Source organism: Streptomyces sp. NPDC055103 (genome assembly GCF_053607625.1).
On sequence record NZ_JBSGTX010000115.1, the window covers coordinates 1 to 16,625 of the forward strand.

Sequence of the window (16,625 nt, forward strand, 5' to 3'; positions counted from 1 at the left end):
GCCGGTGAGGGCCACGACGAGCGGGGTGTTCCACCGTACGCGTCGCATCAGTGGCCTCCCTTTCCGGCGAGGGTGCGCGGGTCGAGCAGCGCGAGCCCCCTCACGCGTACCCGACGGCTACCGCAGGTCGAACTCGCCGTCCCTGGCGCCGAGGACGAACGCGTCCCACTCGGCCTTCGTGTACCGCAGCACCGTCTCCTTGTCGAGCGACGAACGCATCGCCACCGCCCCCTCGGGCAGGTGCGCGATCTCCACGCGCTCCTCGTCCGGGGTGGTACCCGGAGCGCCCTGCCACTCGACGCCCGAGATGTCGAGCGCGTACAGCTCGTCCTTCTGGCGCTGCTTCTCGGCGGCCAGGGCGTTGTCCGCGGCGCTCGCCGGAGAGCTGTCGGTGGTGCTGGCGTGTGCGTCGGTCATCGGCGCTTTCCCTTCGCGGTGGTACGGCGGTCCCCTCCACAGTAGTGGGACCGCCGTACCGGGACGGCGTGAACGCCGCTCCGCTCAGTGCTGTTCCGGCAGCCAGCCCAGCTGCACCAGCGGCGTCCCCCGCTTGCGCGAGACGAACGTGCCCCGGCCCGGAGGCATCGGCCTCGCCCGGACGCTGCCGAGGATGTCGCCCTCCTGCGGATCGCCGGAGAGGATGACGCCCTGCGAGCCCAGCTCCTTCATGCGCTGCATGAACGGCTCGTACATCGCCCGCGAGGCACCGGCCTGGTTGCGCGCCACGATGAACCGGATGCCGACGTCCCGCGCGAACGGCAGGTTCTCCACCAGGACCGCCAGCGGGTTCCCCGAGTTGGTGGCCACCAGCTCGAAGTCGTCGATGAGCACGAACAGCTGGGGACCCGTCCACCAGCTCCGGTCCCGCAGCTGCTGCGGGGTGATGTCCGGCTTCGGCGCCCGCTTCGTCATGACCGTGTTGATCGCGTCCATGTGCATCTGCATGGCAGAGGCCATCGGCGCGTACTCCAGGAGGTGCGAGGGCGCGACCGCCTCCAGCATCGTCCGCCGGTAGTCGCCCACCACGATCCGCGCCTGCTCCGGCGTGTACCGCTCGCACAGCTGCTTGGCGATCAGCCGCAGCAGCGCCGTCTTGCCGGACTCGCTCTCACCGAAGATCAGGAAGAACGGATCCGACTCGAAGTCGACGAACACCGGCTCCAGGTTCGTCTCGTCGATACCGATCGCGATGCCGTGCTGCGGGTACTCGAAGCCCTTCGGCAGCTGCTCCGCCGGCAGCCTGCGCGGCAGGAGCCGCACCGCGGGGGCCGGAGCCCCGGTCCAGCTCGTCCGTACGGCCTGGACGAACGCGGCCGTGCCCTCGGACAGGTCGGCGCCCGAACTCGATCCGTCGATCCGCGGCAGCGCGCCCATGAAGTGCAGCTTCTCCGCCACCTGGCCGCGCCCCGGCACGCCGGTCGGCACGTTCGCCGCGACCTTGCGGTCGAACTCGGAGTCCATGACGTCACCGAGCCGCAGTTCGAGCCGGCCCAGCATCTGGTCCTTGAGGGCCGCCCGCACCTCCATGTACCGGGCGGCGGTGATCACGACGTGGATGCCGTAGCCCAGACCGCGCGCCGCGATGTCGGAGACGATCGGCTCCAGCGTGTCGTAGTCGTTGCGGAAGCTGCCCCAGCCGTCCACGACCAGGAAGACGTCGCCCCAGGCCTCGCCCGGCAGTTCGCCCGCGGCCCGCTTGCGGCGGTAGGTCGTCATCGAGTCGATGGAGTGCGAACGGAAGAACTCCTCCCGCCGGTTGAGGACCCCCAGCACCTCCGCGACCGTCCGTCGCACCCGCTCCGGGTCCAGCCGCGACGCCACCCCGCCGACGTGCGGCAGATCGGCGAGCGAGATCATGCCGCCACCACCGAAGTCCAGGCAGTAGAACTGCACTTCGGCCGGTGTGTGGGTGAGCGCGAACGACGAGACGAGCGTCCGCATCAGCGTCGACTTGCCGGACTGCGGACCGCCGACCACCATCATGTGACCCGCCGCGCCGGAGAAGTCCCGGTACAGCACCTCACGCCGCTGCTCGAACGGCTTGTCGATGAGCCCGAGCGGCACCGTGAGCCCGCCCTGGCGCGTGTACTCCGTCGCCGTCAGCCCCCGGTCCGCCGTCTGCGCGAGCCCGGGAAGCAACTGGTCCAGCGAGGGCGCCTGGTCGAGCGGCGGCAGCCACACCTGGTGCGCCGGCACGCCCTGACCCTCCAGACGGCGCACGATCACGTCGAGGACCGTGTCCGCGAGCGCGTCGTCCTCGTCCGCCCGCCGCTCCGCGAGGTACGCCGGGTCCGGTGCCGCGTACACCACGGGCACCGGCGACGCGGTGAACAGCGCGGGCCGCCGCTCCACCGGCAGGTGCCCGATCTCCAGACGCGGCCCGCCCGGCCGGTGCGTCCCCGAGACGTACGCCGCCTTGAAGCGGGTCATCTCGTCCGTACCGAACTTCAGATAGCCCGAACCGGGCACCGAGGGCAGGTGGTACGCGTCCGGCACACCGATCGCCGTCCGCGACTCCGCCGCCGAGAAGGTCCGCAGACCGATCCGGTACGAGAGGTACGTGTCGAGGCCCCGCAGCTTGCCCTCCTCCAGGCGCTGCGAGGCGAGGAGCAGATGCACACCGAGCGATCGGCCGATGCGGCCGATCTGGATGAACATGTCGATGAAGTCCGGCTTGGCGGTGAGGAGCTCGGAGAACTCGTCGATCACCAGGACCAGCGAGGCCAGCGGCTCCAGCGGAGCACCCGCCGCCCGCGCCTTCTCGTAGTCGTGGATGTTGGCGTAGTTGCCCGCTGACCGCAGCAGCTCCTGACGGCGCTGCAACTCGCCGCGGATCGCGTCGCCCATGCGGTCGACCAGCGTCAGGTCGTCCGACAGGTTGGTGATGACCGCCGCCACGTGCGGCATCTGCGACATGCCCGCGAAGGTCGCGCCGCCCTTGAAGTCCGCGAGGACGAAGTTCAGCGTCTCCGAGGAGTGCGTCACCGCCAGGCCCAGGACGAGCGTCCGCAGCAGCTCCGACTTGCCGGAGCCCGTCGCGCCCACGCACAGACCGTGCGGGCCCATGCCCTCCTGCGCGGCCTCCTTCAGGTCCAGCATGACCGGCTGGCCGTCCTCACCGACACCGATCGGCACACGCAGCCGCTCGGCGACCGTCCGCGGCCGCCACGTCCGCGCCACGTCGACCGACTCGGCGTCCCCGAGGTTCAGCAGATCCGTGAAGTCCAGATTGGCGAGCAGCGGCTCGTCGTCGTCCCCGCCGCCCATGCGCAGCGGCGCCAGCTGACGGGCCAGCGCCTCGGCCGCCGGCAGCGAGATGCCGTCCGGCACCCCCTCGTACGCGAAGCCGCCGCCGAACTCCAGACTCAGCCGGTTCGGCCGCACCACCACCGAAAGACCACCGCGCGGCTCGTCGAGCTCGCCCGAGACGACCTCCACGATCGTCACGCCCTGAAGGCCCTCGGCCGCCGCGAGCAGCGAGTCCGGGGGCACCATGCCGCCGTCCAGGACCACGACCACGTGCGGCTGGTCCAGGACTGGCTGGTTGTCCCGCGAGAACCGCGGCCGCCCGTCGAGCTTCGAGCGGATCAGGTTCTCCAGCTCGCCGAGGTCGTCACCGAACAGCCGCTTCGTACCGGCCCCGTCGACCTGCCCGGGCACCTGCGTGTGCGGCAGCCACTTCGCCCAGTCCCACCGCTCCTGCGAAGCGCGCGCCGCGACCACCGCGACCATCAGGTCGTCGGGGGAGTGCAGCGTCACCAACTGCGCCACGAGAGCACGCGCCACCGACTGCGCCGACTCAGGCTCACCCGACACCGTCACGTGGTAGAACGCCCGCATCGAGACCGCCATCGGCAGCCCGTCCAGCGTGCCGTGCACCGCGAGGAACTGCTGCATCGCGCCCGCGCACAGCGGCTCCAGCTCGTCCACCGGAGCCGTGTCCGGCGCCACCAGCGCCGTCGCCAACTGCTGCGCGCCGAGCCCGATCCGGGCCTGCCCGAAGTCGTGGTCGCCCACCCGGCGCTCCCACACCCGAGAGCCCTCGGCCACGACCGACCACAACTGCTCGGGGGAGGGGTGCAGATACAGCTGCGCGTCCCGCTGCTTGCGCGCCGTGCGCCGGACCGTACGCCGCGTCTGCGCGAGGTATTTGAGGTAGTCGCGGCGGACATCGGCCATTTGCCCCTGCGTACCGCGACGGAATCTGACGAACTGGGCGACGGCCATCGCGACCGTCGACGCCAGCATCAGCACGCCCATGATCCGCATGATCGGCGACGGCGTCATGAAGAAGAAGACCACCGAGGAACCCATGCCGAGCATCGGCAGGAGCTGCATCAACGCCGACTCCTGCTGCCCCCGCGGAAGTTCCGGCGGAGACTCCAGGACCAGTTCCTCACCGGGCACTTCCGGCGGAAGCGCCCTCGGTGGGCGTTTGACGACGATCTGGCTCACCGGCGCATCAATCCCTCGTAGGAGGCGGGCTCGTGGCGGGAGCATCCGCGCCGGCACCCCGGTCGGCAGCCGGGCACGCGGACTTCCCCCATGGGACGGCGATCCTACTTGCAGCCCCCACCGGCCGTCCCCGGTAGGGTGGCGCGCGCATCGTGCGCAACCGCGAATCAGGGGGTCCAGACACGTGAGTACGACCGCAGCGACCGGCTTCTGCCGCGTCACCGTCGTGGCGCCGGACAGCCGCATCGACGTCGCGCTCCCGGAGGACATCGCCGTCGCCGACGTCTACCCGGAGATCCTGCGGCTCACCGGGCAGACGCAAACGGCGGGCACCCCGACCGGCTACCACCTGGTCCGCCGCGACGGGTCCGTCCTCGACGGCGCCCGCACCCTCGCCGCCCAGCAGGTCCTCGACGGCGAGGTGCTCTCCCTTCGCCCCTTCGCCCAGTCCCTGCCGCCGGCCGTCTACGACGACGTCTCCGACGCCGTCGCCTCCGCCGTCACCCGCGACCGGCATCTCTGGGGCGACGAGCTGCTGCGCGGCGCCGGTCTCCTCGGCGGCGTCCTGCTGCTCGTGCTCATGGGCTTCGTGCTCTGGTTCGCGGACCCGGTCCGCCACGACATGCACAGCCTGCCCGGGATCATCGCCGGCGGCGCCGGCCTGCTCCTCACCGCCTTCGCGGGTGTCCGCGCCCGCGTCTACGCGGACCGGGCCACCGCCGTCGCCCTCGGCCTCGGCGCCCTGCCCCTGCTGCTCATCGCGGGCTCCGGCATCATCGCCGCCGACGCGGGCGCGGGCCCCGGCCGGCTCCAGTTCCTGCTCGGCTGCGTCGCCGTCCTCGTCGCCTCCGTCGCGCTCGTCGCCCTCACCCCCAGCGGAGACGCCCCCTTCGTCGCCGCGACCTTCCTCGCGACCGTCGGCACCCTCGCCACCTTCGTGATGATCCTCACCGAGAGCTCCGCCACGGAGACCGCGGCCGTCTGCGCGCCCGTCGCCATCGGCATGGTCGCCTTCCTGCCCGGCCTCTCCGCCCGCTTCGCCCGGCTCCCCATCGGCTACGCCGCCCCGCGCAGCGCCGCCGACGACGAGTTCCTCGGCGACCCCCAGCAGACGGACGACGAGGACCGGGCCGTCGACGGCGAGCGCATCGCCCTCCAGGCCCGCCGCGGCCACGAGATGCTCCTCGGCCTGGTCGGCGGCTGCGCGGCCGTCGTCGTCGGCTCCGCCGCGGTCCTCGGCTTCGCCGGAAACCTCTGGGGCCAGCTCCTCGCCCTCGCCTCCGGCCTGGCGATGCTGCTCCGCGCCCGCCTCTTCCGCTACACCTCGCAGGTCGCCTGCGTCCTGGTCGCCGGCATCGCCGCCATCGCGCTGCTCGTCCTCGGCCTCTCCCTCAACCCGCCGGTCGACCTCGTCAAGGACCTCCTGATGTACGGGGACCGCGGCGGCCTCGACATCCGGACGATCTGGCTCACCGCCTCCGTCGCCGCCGGCGCCGCGCTGATCACCGCCATCGGCCTGATCATCCCGAAGAAGGGCCTCTCGCCCTTCTGGGGCCGGCTCCTCGACCTCGCCGAGGGCTTCGTCCTCCTCTCCCTCGTCCCCCTCTGCCTCGCCGTCCTCGACGTCTTCATGGCGGTCCGCTCCTTGACCAGCAAGTAGGGACGGGCCTTAAGCGGCGACCTGAACGGCGACGGGCCCGCTCCGCCGAACTGGTACGCTGTGTGACGGCCGTTTGTGTACGCGCTCTCGGAAGCCCTCAAGGCTTCTGGAAGCTGCGCCCATCGGACCTTCGCCCGTCGAGTCACGGAAGCTTCCCCTGAGATCTAGACCAGGGGCACTCGCGGGCGCACGAACCACTAAGAGGAGATCAGCGTGGCTCTCGACGCCGCTGTCAAGAAGCAGATCATGACCGAGTTCGGCCAGAAGGAGGGCGACACCGGCTCTCCCGAGGTCCAGGTCGCCATGCTCTCCCGTCGCATCTCGGACCTGACCGAGCACCTCAAGCAGCACAAGCACGACCACCACTCCCGTCGTGGTCTGCTGATCCTGGTCGGCCAGCGCCGCCGCCTGCTGCAGTACCTGGCCAAGAAGGACATCCAGCGCTTCCGTGCCCTGGTCGACCGCCTCGGCATCCGCCGCGGTGCGGCCGGCGGCGCCAAGTAAGGACGCCGTGAAGGGAGCGGTTCCCACTTTCAGGGGGCCGCTCCCTTTGCTGTACGTGCACAAAGTGCACACAGACACTTAGTCTGGTCGCACAACCCCATACGACGGACGAGCGAGGAGCCGCCGGCTCGCCGCCGGTCCTCGGTAGTGGCCCCCGGAAGATGCCGGGTGCTTCGATCGAAGACCGGCCAGCACCCAAGGCGCGTCTCTCCGCCCCGTCGACACCGTCCCCGGCCACACGGGCCCCGGACGCAAAGACGAACACGTAGGAGAAACCACTAGTGGAGAACGAGACCCACTACGCCGAGGCCGTCATCGACAACGGCACCTTCGGTACCCGCACCATCCGCTTCGAGACGGGCCGTCTCGCCAAGCAGGCCGCCGGCTCCGCCGTCGCCTACCTGGACGACGAGACGATGGTCCTCTCCGCGACCACCGCCTCGAAGAAGCCCAAGGACCAGCTGGACTTCTTCCCCCTGACGGTGGACGTCGAGGAGCGGCAGTACGCGGCCGGCAAGATCCCCGGCTCCTTCTTCCGCCGGGAGGGCCGCCCCTCCGAGGACGCGATCCTCACCTGCCGCCTGATCGACCGGCCGCTGCGCCCCTCCTTCAAGAAGGGCCTGCGCAACGAGATCCAGATCGTCGAGACGATCATGGCGCTCAACCCCGACCACCTGTACGACGTGGTCGCGATCAACGCCGCCTCCGCCTCCACGATCCTGGCGGGCCTGCCCTTCTCCGGCCCCATCGGCGCCACCCGTGTCGCCCTGATCAAGGGCCAGTGGGTCGCGTTCCCGACGCACACCGAGCTCGAGGACGCCGTCTTCGACATGGTCGTCGCCGGTCGCGTCCTCGAGGACGGCGACGTCGCGATCATGATGGTCGAGGCCGAGGCCACCGAGAAGACGATCGAGCTCGTCAAGGGCGGCGCCGAGGCGCCGACCGAGGAGGTCGTCGCCGCCGGTCTCGAGGCCGCGAAGCCCTTCATCAAGGCTCTCTGCAAGGCCCAGTCGGACCTCGCCGCCAAGGCCGCCAAGCCCACCGGCGAGTTCCCGGTCTACCTCGACTACCAGGACGACGTCCTGGAGGCGCTCTCCGCCGCGGTCAAGGGCGAGCTCGCCCAGGCGCTCACCATCCCGGGCAAGCAGGACCGCGAGGCCGAGCTCGACCGCATCAAGGAGGTCGCCGCGGAGAAGCTCCTGCCGGCCTTCGAGGGCCGCGAGAAGGAGATCGGCGGCGCCTACCGCGCGCTGACCAAGAAGCTGGTCCGCGAGCGCGTCATCAAGGACAAGGTCCGCATCGACGGCCGTGGCCTCACGGACATCCGTACGCTCGCGGCCGAGGTCGAGGCCATCCCGCGCGTGCACGGCTCGGCGCTGTTCGAGCGTGGCGAGACCCAGATCCTGGGCGTCACCACCCTCAACATGCTCCGCATGGAGCAGCAGCTGGACACCCTCTCCCCGGTGACCCGCAAGCGCTACATGCACAACTACAACTTCCCGCCGTACTCCGTCGGCGAGACCGGCCGCGTGGGCTCGCCCAAGCGCCGTGAGATCGGCCACGGCGCGCTCGCCGAGCGCGCCATCGTGCCGGTCCTCCCGACCCGCGAGGAGTTCCCCTACGCGATCCGTCAGGTGTCCGAGGCCCTCGGCTCCAACGGCTCGACGTCCATGGGCTCGGTCTGCGCCTCCACCATGTCGCTGCTGAACGCCGGTGTGCCCCTCAAGGCCGCCGTCGCCGGTATCGCCATGGGCCTGATCTCCGAGGAGATCGACGGCAAGACGCACTACGTCGCCCTCACCGACATCCTCGGTGCCGAGGACGCCTTCGGCGACATGGACTTCAAGGTCGCCGGTACGAAGCAGTTCGTCACCGCGCTCCAGCTCGACACCAAGCTCGACGGCATCCCCGCCTCGGTCCTGGCCGCCGCGCTGAAGCAGGCCCGTGACGCGCGTCTGCACATCCTCGACGTGATGAACGAGGCGATCGACGTTCCGGACGAGATGTCCCCGAACGCGCCGCGCATCATCACCGTCAAGATCCCGGTGGACAAGATCGGTGAGGTCATCGGCCCCAAGGGCAAGATGATCAACCAGATCCAGGAGGACACCGGCGCCGACATCACGATCGAGGACGACGGCACCATCTACATCGGTGCCCAGCAGGGCTCGCAGGCCGAGGCCGCCCGCGCCACGATCAACGCGATCGCCAACCCGACCATGCCGGAGGTCGGCGAGCGCTACCTGGGTACGGTCGTCAAGACCACCACCTTCGGTGCGTTCGTCTCCCTGATGCCCGGCAAGGACGGCCTGCTGCACATCTCGCAGATCCGCAAGCTCGCCGGTGGCAAGCGCGTGGAGAACGTCGAGGACGTGCTCGCGATCGGCTCCAAGGTCCAGGTCGAGATCGCCGAGATCGACCAGCGCGGCAAGCTCTCCCTGATCCCCGTGATCGCGGACGAGGACGCCGCTGACGCGAAGGACGACACCGACCAGTGACGTCCCGTAGTTCCGTGACGACGGCCCGCCCCTCTTCGGAGGGGCGGGCCGTCGCCCGTACCCAAACGCTTCTCCCGGGCAAGGACGGCATCGGCACGGTCCGCCGCACGACCCTCCCCGGCGGCCTCCGGATCGTCACCGAGACCCTCCCCTCCGTGCGCTCCGCCACCTTCGGCATCTGGGCGCACGTCGGCTCCCGCGACGAGACGCCGAGCCTCAACGGCGCGACCCACTACCTGGAGCACCTCCTCTTCAAGGGCACCCACAAGCGGTCCGCCCTCGACATCTCCTCCGCGATCGACGCGGTCGGCGGCGAGATGAACGCCTTCACGGCGAAGGAGTACACCTGCTACTACGCCCGGGTCCTCGACACCGACCTGCCGCTGGCGATCGACGTCGTCTGCGACATGCTCACCGGCGCGCTCGTCCTGGAAGAGGACGTGGAGGCCGAGCGGGGAGTCATCCTCGAAGAGATCGCGATGACCGAGGACGACCCCGGCGACGTCGTGCACGACCTGTTCGCGCAGACGATGTTCGGCGACACCCCGCTGGGCCGCCCGGTCCTCGGCACCGTCGACACGGTCAACGCCCTCACCCGCGGCCAGATCGCCCGCTTCTACAAGAAGCACTACGACCCGACCCACCTGGTCGTCGCCGCCGCGGGCAACGTCGACCACGCCACGGTGGTACGCCAGGTCCGCCGCGCCTTCGAGAAGGCCGGCGCACTGACCCGTACCGACGCCGTCCCCGTCGCCCCCCGCGACGGCCTGCGCACCATCCGCACGGCGGGCCGCGTCGAGCACATGAACCGCAGGACCGAGCAGGCCCACGTGGTCCTCGGCATGCCGGGCCTGGCGCGCACCGACGAGCGCCGCTGGGCCCTCGGCGTGCTGAACACCGCCCTCGGCGGCGGCATGTCCTCCCGCCTCTTCCAGGAGGTCCGCGAGAAGCGCGGCCTGGCCTACAGCGTGTACTCGTACACCTCGGGCTTCGCCGACTGCGGCCTCTTCGGGGTGTACGCGGGCTGCCGCCCCAACCAGGTCCACGACGTGCTGAGGATCTGCCGGGACGAGCTCGACAAGGTGGCGTCCGACGGCCTCACGGACGAGGAGATCGTCCGCGCCGTCGGCCAGCTCCGCGGCTCGACCGTCCTCGGCCTGGAGGACACCGGCGCGCTCATGAACCGCATCGGCAAGAGCGAGCTGTGCTGGGGCAGCCAGATGTCGGTCGACGACATGCTCACCCGGATCGCCGCGGTCACCCCGGACGACGTCCGGGCCGTCGCCCGCGACGTACTGGCCCAGCGTCCCTCCCTGTCGGTGATAGGACCACTGAAGGACAAGCAGGCCGACCGGCTCCACCAAGCGGTCACCTGATCCCGAGCCCCTTTAAGGAAAAAGACCAATGAGCAAGCTGCGCGTGGCGGTCCTCGGAGCCCAGGGCCGTATCGGCTCCGAGGCGGTCAGGGCCGTCGAGGCCGCCGAGGACATGGAACTGGTCGCCGCCCTCGGCCGGGGCGACAAGCTGGAGACGCTCACCGAGGCGGGCGCCCAGGTCGTCGTCGAGCTGACCACCCCGGCTTCGGTGATGGACAACCTCGACTTCTGCGTGCGCCACGGCATCCACGCGGTCGTCGGCACCACCGGCTGGACCGAGGAGCGCCTCGCGCGGCTGCGGACCTGGCTCGCGGCCTCCCCGGAGACCGGTGTCCTCATCGCGCCGAACTTCTCCATCGGCGCGGTCCTCACCATGAAGTTCGCCCAGATCGCGGCCCCGTACTTCGAGTCGGTCGAGGTCATCGAGCTGCACCACCCGCACAAGGTGGACGCCCCCTCGGGCACCGCCACCCGGACGGCTCAGCTGATCGCCGCGGCCCGTGCCGAGGCCGGCCTCGGCGTCCAGCCGGACAACACCGCCACAGGCCTCGAAGGCGCGCGCGGCGCGGACGTCGACGGCGTCCGCGTCCACTCCGTACGCCTGTCGGGCCTCCTCGCCCACCAGGAGGTCCTGCTCGGCGGCGAGGGCGAGACCCTCACCGTCCGCCACGACTCGCTGCACCACTCCAGCTTCATGCCGGGCATCCTCCTGGGCGCCCGCCGCGTGACCAGCACTCCAGGCCTCACCTTCGGCCTGGAACACTTCCTGGACCTGGGCTGACGGCCATGGGCGGAAAGATCACGTACGTCTTCCTCGCCACCGTCCTCGTCCTCGTCTTCGGCGTGGTGGCGATGGAAGGCGTGCTGCTGCTCCTCACGGGCGAACCGGCCGCCATGGGCATGGGCGCCGTGGCGTTCCTGCTGCCGGCCGTCGGCGGCTGGTTCCTCTGGAAGAACACCCGGTTCGCCCGGCAGGCCGGCCGCCTCGCCACCGAGCTGGAGGCCGAGGGCGGTCTGCCCGTCGACGAGCTGAAGCGCACGGAGGGCGGCCGGATCGACCGGGACTCGGCCGACGAGGTCTTCGCCCGGCGCAAGGCCGAGACGGAGGACACCCCGGGGGACTGGCGCTGCTGGTTCCGGCTCGCGGTCGCCTACCACGACGCCCGCGACACCCCCAGGGCCCGCAAGGCGATGCAGCGGGCCATCGCCCTCCACGAGGGACGTACGGTCAGCGCGTAGCGGCCGGTACGACGCCGTACTCGGCGTTCCAGGCCTCGACCGTGTCGGCCGCGCGGTCGAAGGCTTCGACCCGGGACAGGAAGTCGGCGTTGTGCGTGGTGAGCAGCACCAGCTGCTCACCACCCTGCCGGCCGAGCACCAGGGCCTGGCCCTGGACCGTGCGGGGGAGCCCCAGCCAGCGCACCGGCTGCTGCGCGGTCCGCACGGAGGTGACCTTCGCCCACGGCACGGTGACGGTCTTGAGGAAGCCCACGCGCCGCACCCCGGCGCGGCTCACCCAGGTGCCCACGCGGAGCATCCGCAGGGCCGACAGGATCACGAGCACGGCGAGCCCGAGCGTGACGCCCGCGGCGCCGAAGCCCCCGGCGGCGACGATGATCACGGCTGCCAGCAGCACGAACGAGGCGAGCAGCAGCGCGAGCGCCGCCGCTCCGACCCGCCACGACCCCGGTCGGTACGGACGACGCCACTGATCGTGGTCGTCGAACGGCAGGGCGACGTGGTCGGTCACGTCAACAGCACGGTCGGCCGTCAGGAAGGGCAGGGGCACGACAGGTCCTCACTCACAAGCACGCTCGAAGGGGCAGTGCCCGGTGAGGCTACCTCAGCGGTTGTCGGCGGCTTCGGACTGCTGCTGTCGAGTGGCGGACTCCCCCGACTGGAGGGAGGGCATCCCGAAGATCAGCGAACCGACGAGCCCCGCGACGACGGTCAGCCCGATCAGCGTACGACCCATGATCTGCGAGGCGTTGAGGCGCTCCCGTGGAGGTGGCGTGACGTTACTGCGGAAGTGGTCGGCCTCCGCGACGAACGCGAACGGTACGGCCTCTCTCCGGCGGAACATCAGGGCCACTCTCCTCTGTCGTCATCGGGCGTCACCGGTACAGACGACGGAATCGACGTTTTGGTGCCCTATTTCACCAAAGCGGCCGAATCTCATCCTCGAGGAGGACGTCGTTAAGGTGGGCCCTGCAACACCCCGACTGGAAGGACCGCTGGTGACCGACACCCCCACCGAGAACGTGAAGATCGACTTCCGGAGCGACGTCACCGTTGATCTGGTCAAGAGCGCGGCGAGCGACTCCGACGTCCTCTGGGCGGCACGTGTGTCCACGGCGGGGGAGCAGTCCCTCGAAGAGCTCCAGAAGGACCCGGAGCGCTCCAAGGGCCTGATCAACTACCTGATGAGGGACCGCCACGGCAGCCCCTTCGAGCACAACTCGATGACGTTCTTCATCAGCGCCCCCATCTTCGTGTTCCGCGAGTTCATGCGACACCGCGTGGGCTGGTCGTACAACGAGGAATCGGGCCGCTACAGGGAGCTCCAGCCGGTCTTCTACGTCCCGGACACCTCCCGCAAGCTGGTCCAGGAGGGCCGCCCGGGCAAGTACGTCTTCGTCGACGGCACCCAGGAGCAGCACGACGTCGTCAGCCGGACGATGGAGGAGTCGTACCGAACGGCCTATGCCTCCTACCAGGAGATGCTGGCCGCCGGCGTCGCCCGCGAGGTCGCCCGCTCCGTGCTCCCCGTCGGCCTCTTCTCGTCGATGTACGCCACGTGCAACGCGCGCTCGCTCATGCACTTCCTGGGCCTGCGCACCCAGCACGAGCTGGCCGCGGTCCCGTCGTTCCCGCAGCGGGAGATCGAGATGGTCGGCGAGAAGATGGAGGAGCACTGGGCCAGGCTGATGCCGCTGACCCACGCTGCCTTCAACAAGAACGGCCGTGTGGCCCCGTAGGGCACACATGTCCGAGCCACTCGCGCGAAGTGTCCGTATTGCGACGTTTCACGAAGTTCATCTAGGCTGATCAAACGGACCCGGCACTGCCTGAACCCCCGAGCAGGCAGTGCCGGGCTCCTCTTCTTCCTGTCCCCCTAAGGGACACCCGGCGCTGAGCAGCGAGTAGCGTGTTACCCATGGCTCCGATCTCCACTCCGCAGACCCCCTTCGGGCGGGTCCTCACCGCCATGGTCACGCCGTTCACGGCGGACGGCGCACTCGACCTCGACGGTGCACAGCGACTGGCCACCCATCTGGTGGACGCAGGCAACGACGGCCTCGTCGTCAACGGCACCACCGGCGAGTCCCCCACCACCAGCGACGCGGAGAAATCGGAGCTGGTACGAGCGGTACTGGAGGCGGTCGGCGACCGCGCCCACGTCGTCGCCGGCATCGGCACCAACGACACCCACCACACCCTTGAGCTGGCCCGCACCGCCGAGCGCGACGGCGCCCACGGCCTGCTCGCCGTGACGCCGTACTACAACAAGCCCTCGCAGGAGGGCCTGTACCGGCACTTCTCGGCCATCGCCGACGCCACCGAGCTCCCGGTCATGCTCTACGACATCCCCGGCCGCAGCGGCGTCCCGATCGACACCGAGACGCTCGTCCGCCTCGCCGAGCACCCCCGGATCGTCGCCAACAAGGACGCCAAGGGCGACCTCGGCCGCGCCAGCTGGGCCATCGCCCGCTCCGGCCTCGCCTGGTACTCCGGCGACGACATGCTCAACCTCCCGCTGCTCTCGGTGGGCGCCTGCGGCTTCGTCTCGGTCGTCGGCCACATCGTCACCCCGGAACTCCGTGCCCTCCTCGACGCCCACCTGGGCGGCGAGGCCCAGAAGGCCACCGAGATCCACCAGCGACTCCTGCCGATCTACACCGGCATGTTCCGCACCCAGGGCGTCATGACCACCAAGGCCGCCCTCGCCCTCCAAGGCCTCCCGGCCGGCCCGCTGCGCCTCCCGCTCGTGGAGCTCTCTCCCGAGGAGACCGAGCAGCTCAAGGTCGACCTGGCCGCCGGCGGGGTAGAACTCTGACAACGGACTTCACAACTGAACACTGACAACAGCAAGTGCACGAATGTCATGCGCGCCACGTGCCCGAACGGCACGTGGCGCGCGTGGTGAGGAGAGTCTTTTGAGTCATCCGCATCCTGAACTCGGCGCTCCGCCGAAGCTCCCGAAGGGCGCCCTGCGCGTCACCCCGCTCGGCGGGCTCGGCGAGATCGGCCGGAACATGACGGTCTTCGAGTTCGACGGCCGTCTGCTCATCGTCGACTGCGGCGTCCTCTTCCCCGAAGAGGAGCAGCCGGGCGTCGACCTGATCCTGCCCGACTTCACCATCATCCGGGACCGCCTCGACGACATCGAGGGGATCGTGCTCACGCACGGCCACGAGGACCACATCGGTGCCGTCCCCTACCTGCTCCGGCTCAAGCCGGACATCCCGCTCATCGGCTCCAAGCTGACCCTCGCACTGATCGAGGCGAAGCTCCAGGAGCACCGCATCCGCCCCTACACCCTTGAGGTGAAGGAAGGCGACCGGGAGATCCTGGGCTCGTTCGACTGCGAGTTCATCGCGGTCAACCACTCCATCCCGGACGCCCTCGCGGTGGCCATCCGCACCCCCGCGGGCATGGCCGTCGCCACCGGCGACTTCAAGATGGACCAGCTCCCGCTGGACGGTCGCCTCACCGACCTCCACGCGTTCGCGCGTCTGAGCGAGGAGGGCATCGACCTCCTCCTCTCGGACTCCACGAACGCCGAGGTCCCGGGCTTCGTCCCGCCGGAGAAGGACATCTCCAACGTCCTGCGCACGGTCTTCGCGAACGCCCAGAAGCGCATCATCGTGGCCAGCTTCGCCAGCCACGTGCACCGCATCCAGCAGATCCTCGACGCCGCCCACGAGTACGGCCGCCGGGTCGCCTTCGTCGGCCGCTCGATGGTCCGCAACATGGGCATCGCCCGCGACCTGGGCTACCTCCGGGTCCCGGCCGGCCTCGTCGTGGACGTGAAGACCCTCGACGACCTGCCGGACGACGAGGTCGTGCTGGTCTGCACGGGCTCCCAGGGCGAGCCGATGGCGGCCCTGTCCCGCATGGCGAACCGCGACCACCAGATCCGGATCGTCCCCGGCGACACGGTCATCCTGGCCTCGTCCCTCATCCCGGGCAACGAGAACGCGGTCTACCGCGTGATCAACGGCCTGACCCGCTGGGGCGCGAACGTCGTCCACAAGGGCAACGCCAAGGTCCACGTCTCGGGCCACGCCTCGGCCGGCGAGCTGCTGTACTTCTACAACATCTGCCGACCGAAGAACCTCATGCCGGTCCACGGCGAATGGCGCCACCTGCGCGCCAACGCCGAGCTCGGCGCGATGACGGGTATCCCCAAGGACCGCATCGTCATCGCCGAGGACGGCGTCGTCGTCGACCTGATCGACGGCAAGGCCAAGATCGTCGGCAAGGTCCAGGCCGGTTACGTGTACGTCGACGGCCTCTCAGTCGGCGACGTCACCGAGGCGCACCTCAAGGACCGCCGGATCCTCGGCGACGAGGGCATCATCTCGGTCTTCGTGGTCGTCGACTCCTCGACCGGCAAGATCGTGAGCGGCCCGAACATCCACGCCCGCGGTTCCGGTATCGAGGACTCGGCGTTCGACGCCGTGGTCCCCAAGGTCGACCAGGTCCTGAACAAGTCGGCCCAGGACGGCGTCGTCGAGCCCCACCAGCTCCAGCAGCTGATCCGCCGCACCGTCGGCAAGTGGGTCTCCGACACCTACCGCCGGCGCCCGATGATCCTCCCGGTCGTCGTAGAGGTCTGAGCCTGACCAACGCCACACCGGAGCGGGGCCCCTCGATTTGCATCGGGGCGCCCCGCTCCAGTACGTTTACGGCTCCGCCAGACCGGGAACCCCCGGCGCCGTCGTGCGCCTGAACGGGTGAACGGGAGGCGGAAATACCGACTCAGAACTTCTGATAAAGTCGGAACCGCCGAAAGGCCCCCGGAGTGAAAACAAAAGGGACCGGAAAGCACCGAGGAAATCGGATCGGAAAGATCTGATAGAGTCGGAAACGAAGGAAGAGCCCGGAGGAAAGCCCGAGAGGGTGAGT

The 16,625-nt window shown here is 69.9% G+C and carries 13 protein-coding genes; 9 read left to right on the forward strand and 4 right to left on the reverse strand.

From position 1 onward, the window contains the following. Positions 1 to 117 precede the first annotated feature (117 nt). Both ACWFR1_RS38460 and eccCa read right to left on the reverse strand, forming a co-directional pair. Positions 118 to 417, reverse strand: a complete 300-nt coding sequence (locus tag ACWFR1_RS38460) for a DUF397 domain-containing protein (protein WP_453560292.1) — start codon at positions 415 to 417, stop codon at positions 118 to 120. 84 nt (positions 418 to 501) lie between these two features. After that, entirely contained in the window at positions 502 to 4,455 is a 3,954-nt protein-coding gene (gene eccCa / locus ACWFR1_RS38465; protein WP_453560294.1) for a type VII secretion protein EccCa, read from the reverse strand. 184 nt (positions 4,456 to 4,639) lie between these two features. Here eccCa and eccD point away from each other — a divergent pair, with 184 nt between their 5' ends. The 6 genes from eccD (at position 4,640) to ACWFR1_RS38495 (ending at position 11,732) form a co-directional block, all read left to right on the forward strand. Beyond that, positions 4,640 to 6,115: a type VII secretion integral membrane protein EccD gene (gene eccD, locus ACWFR1_RS38470; RefSeq protein ID WP_453560297.1), complete on the forward strand. Its 1,476-nt coding sequence runs from the start codon at positions 4,640 to 4,642 to the stop codon at positions 6,113 to 6,115. A gap of 213 nt (positions 6,116 to 6,328) precedes the next feature. Beyond that, entirely contained in the window at positions 6,329 to 6,619 is a 291-nt protein-coding gene (rpsO, locus tag ACWFR1_RS38475) for a 30S ribosomal protein S15 (RefSeq protein WP_024758243.1), read from the forward strand. Positions 6,620 to 6,900: 281 nt separating this feature from the next. Then, positions 6,901 to 9,117 carry a polyribonucleotide nucleotidyltransferase gene (locus ACWFR1_RS38480; RefSeq protein WP_453560299.1) on the forward strand — a complete coding sequence of 739 codons (2,217 nt, stop codon included), beginning with the start codon at positions 6,901 to 6,903 and terminating at the stop codon, positions 9,115 to 9,117. Next, complete coding sequence (locus tag ACWFR1_RS38485) at positions 9,114 to 10,493, forward strand: M16 family metallopeptidase (RefSeq protein ID WP_453560301.1); 1,380 nt, start codon at positions 9,114 to 9,116, stop codon at positions 10,491 to 10,493. The genes ACWFR1_RS38480 and ACWFR1_RS38485 overlap by 4 nt, the downstream gene beginning before the upstream one ends. Before the next feature lie 28 nt (positions 10,494 to 10,521). Then, positions 10,522 to 11,274, forward strand: a complete 753-nt coding sequence (gene dapB, locus ACWFR1_RS38490; protein ID WP_453560303.1) for a 4-hydroxy-tetrahydrodipicolinate reductase — start codon at positions 10,522 to 10,524, stop codon at positions 11,272 to 11,274. Positions 11,275 to 11,279: 5 nt separating this feature from the next. Beyond that, complete coding sequence (locus tag ACWFR1_RS38495; protein WP_399222710.1) at positions 11,280 to 11,732, forward strand: hypothetical protein; 453 nt, start codon at positions 11,280 to 11,282, stop codon at positions 11,730 to 11,732. On the opposite strand, the gene ACWFR1_RS38500 is transcribed toward ACWFR1_RS38495, so the two are convergent. Together ACWFR1_RS38500 and ACWFR1_RS38505 are read right to left on the reverse strand one after the other, a co-directional pair. Next, positions 11,722 to 12,282 carry a hypothetical protein gene (locus tag ACWFR1_RS38500; RefSeq protein ID WP_453560305.1) on the reverse strand — a complete coding sequence of 187 codons (561 nt, stop codon included), beginning with the start codon at positions 12,280 to 12,282 and terminating at the stop codon, positions 11,722 to 11,724. The genes ACWFR1_RS38495 and ACWFR1_RS38500 overlap by 11 nt on opposite strands. Positions 12,283 to 12,336: 54 nt before the next feature. After that, positions 12,337 to 12,576 carry a hypothetical protein gene (locus tag ACWFR1_RS38505; RefSeq protein ID WP_453560308.1) on the reverse strand — a complete coding sequence of 80 codons (240 nt, stop codon included), beginning with the start codon at positions 12,574 to 12,576 and terminating at the stop codon, positions 12,337 to 12,339. Positions 12,577 to 12,730: 154 nt separating this feature from the next. Between ACWFR1_RS38505 and thyX the strand changes: the two genes are divergently transcribed. The 3 genes from thyX to ACWFR1_RS38520 all read left to right on the forward strand — a co-directional run bounded on the left by thyX (position 12,731) and on the right by ACWFR1_RS38520 (position 16,336). Next, entirely contained in the window at positions 12,731 to 13,471 is a 741-nt protein-coding gene (thyX, locus tag ACWFR1_RS38510) for an FAD-dependent thymidylate synthase (protein ID WP_453560310.1), read from the forward strand. Positions 13,472 to 13,650: 179 nt separating this feature from the next. Next, entirely contained in the window at positions 13,651 to 14,550 is a 900-nt protein-coding gene (gene dapA / locus ACWFR1_RS38515) for a 4-hydroxy-tetrahydrodipicolinate synthase (protein WP_453560312.1), read from the forward strand. A 100-nt stretch (positions 14,551 to 14,650) separates the two neighbouring features. Further along, positions 14,651 to 16,336: a ribonuclease J gene (locus tag ACWFR1_RS38520; RefSeq protein ID WP_453560314.1), complete on the forward strand. Its 1,686-nt coding sequence runs from the start codon at positions 14,651 to 14,653 to the stop codon at positions 16,334 to 16,336. The last annotated feature ends 289 nt before the right edge of the window (positions 16,337 to 16,625 follow it).

Coding starts and splice junctions, on each gene's coding strand:
- ACWFR1_RS38460 (WP_453560292.1), bottom strand. CDS start 417: ATGACCGACGCACACGCCAGCACCACCGACAGCTCTCCGGCGAGCGCC.
- dapB (WP_453560303.1), top strand. CDS start 10,522: ATGAGCAAGCTGCGCGTGGCGGTCCTCGGAGCCCAGGGCCGTATCGGC.
- ACWFR1_RS38495 (WP_399222710.1), top strand. CDS start 11,280: ATGGGCGGAAAGATCACGTACGTCTTCCTCGCCACCGTCCTCGTCCTC.
- ACWFR1_RS38505 (WP_453560308.1), bottom strand. CDS start 12,576: ATGTTCCGCCGGAGAGAGGCCGTACCGTTCGCGTTCGTCGCGGAGGCC.
- dapA (WP_453560312.1), top strand. CDS start 13,651: ATGGCTCCGATCTCCACTCCGCAGACCCCCTTCGGGCGGGTCCTCACC.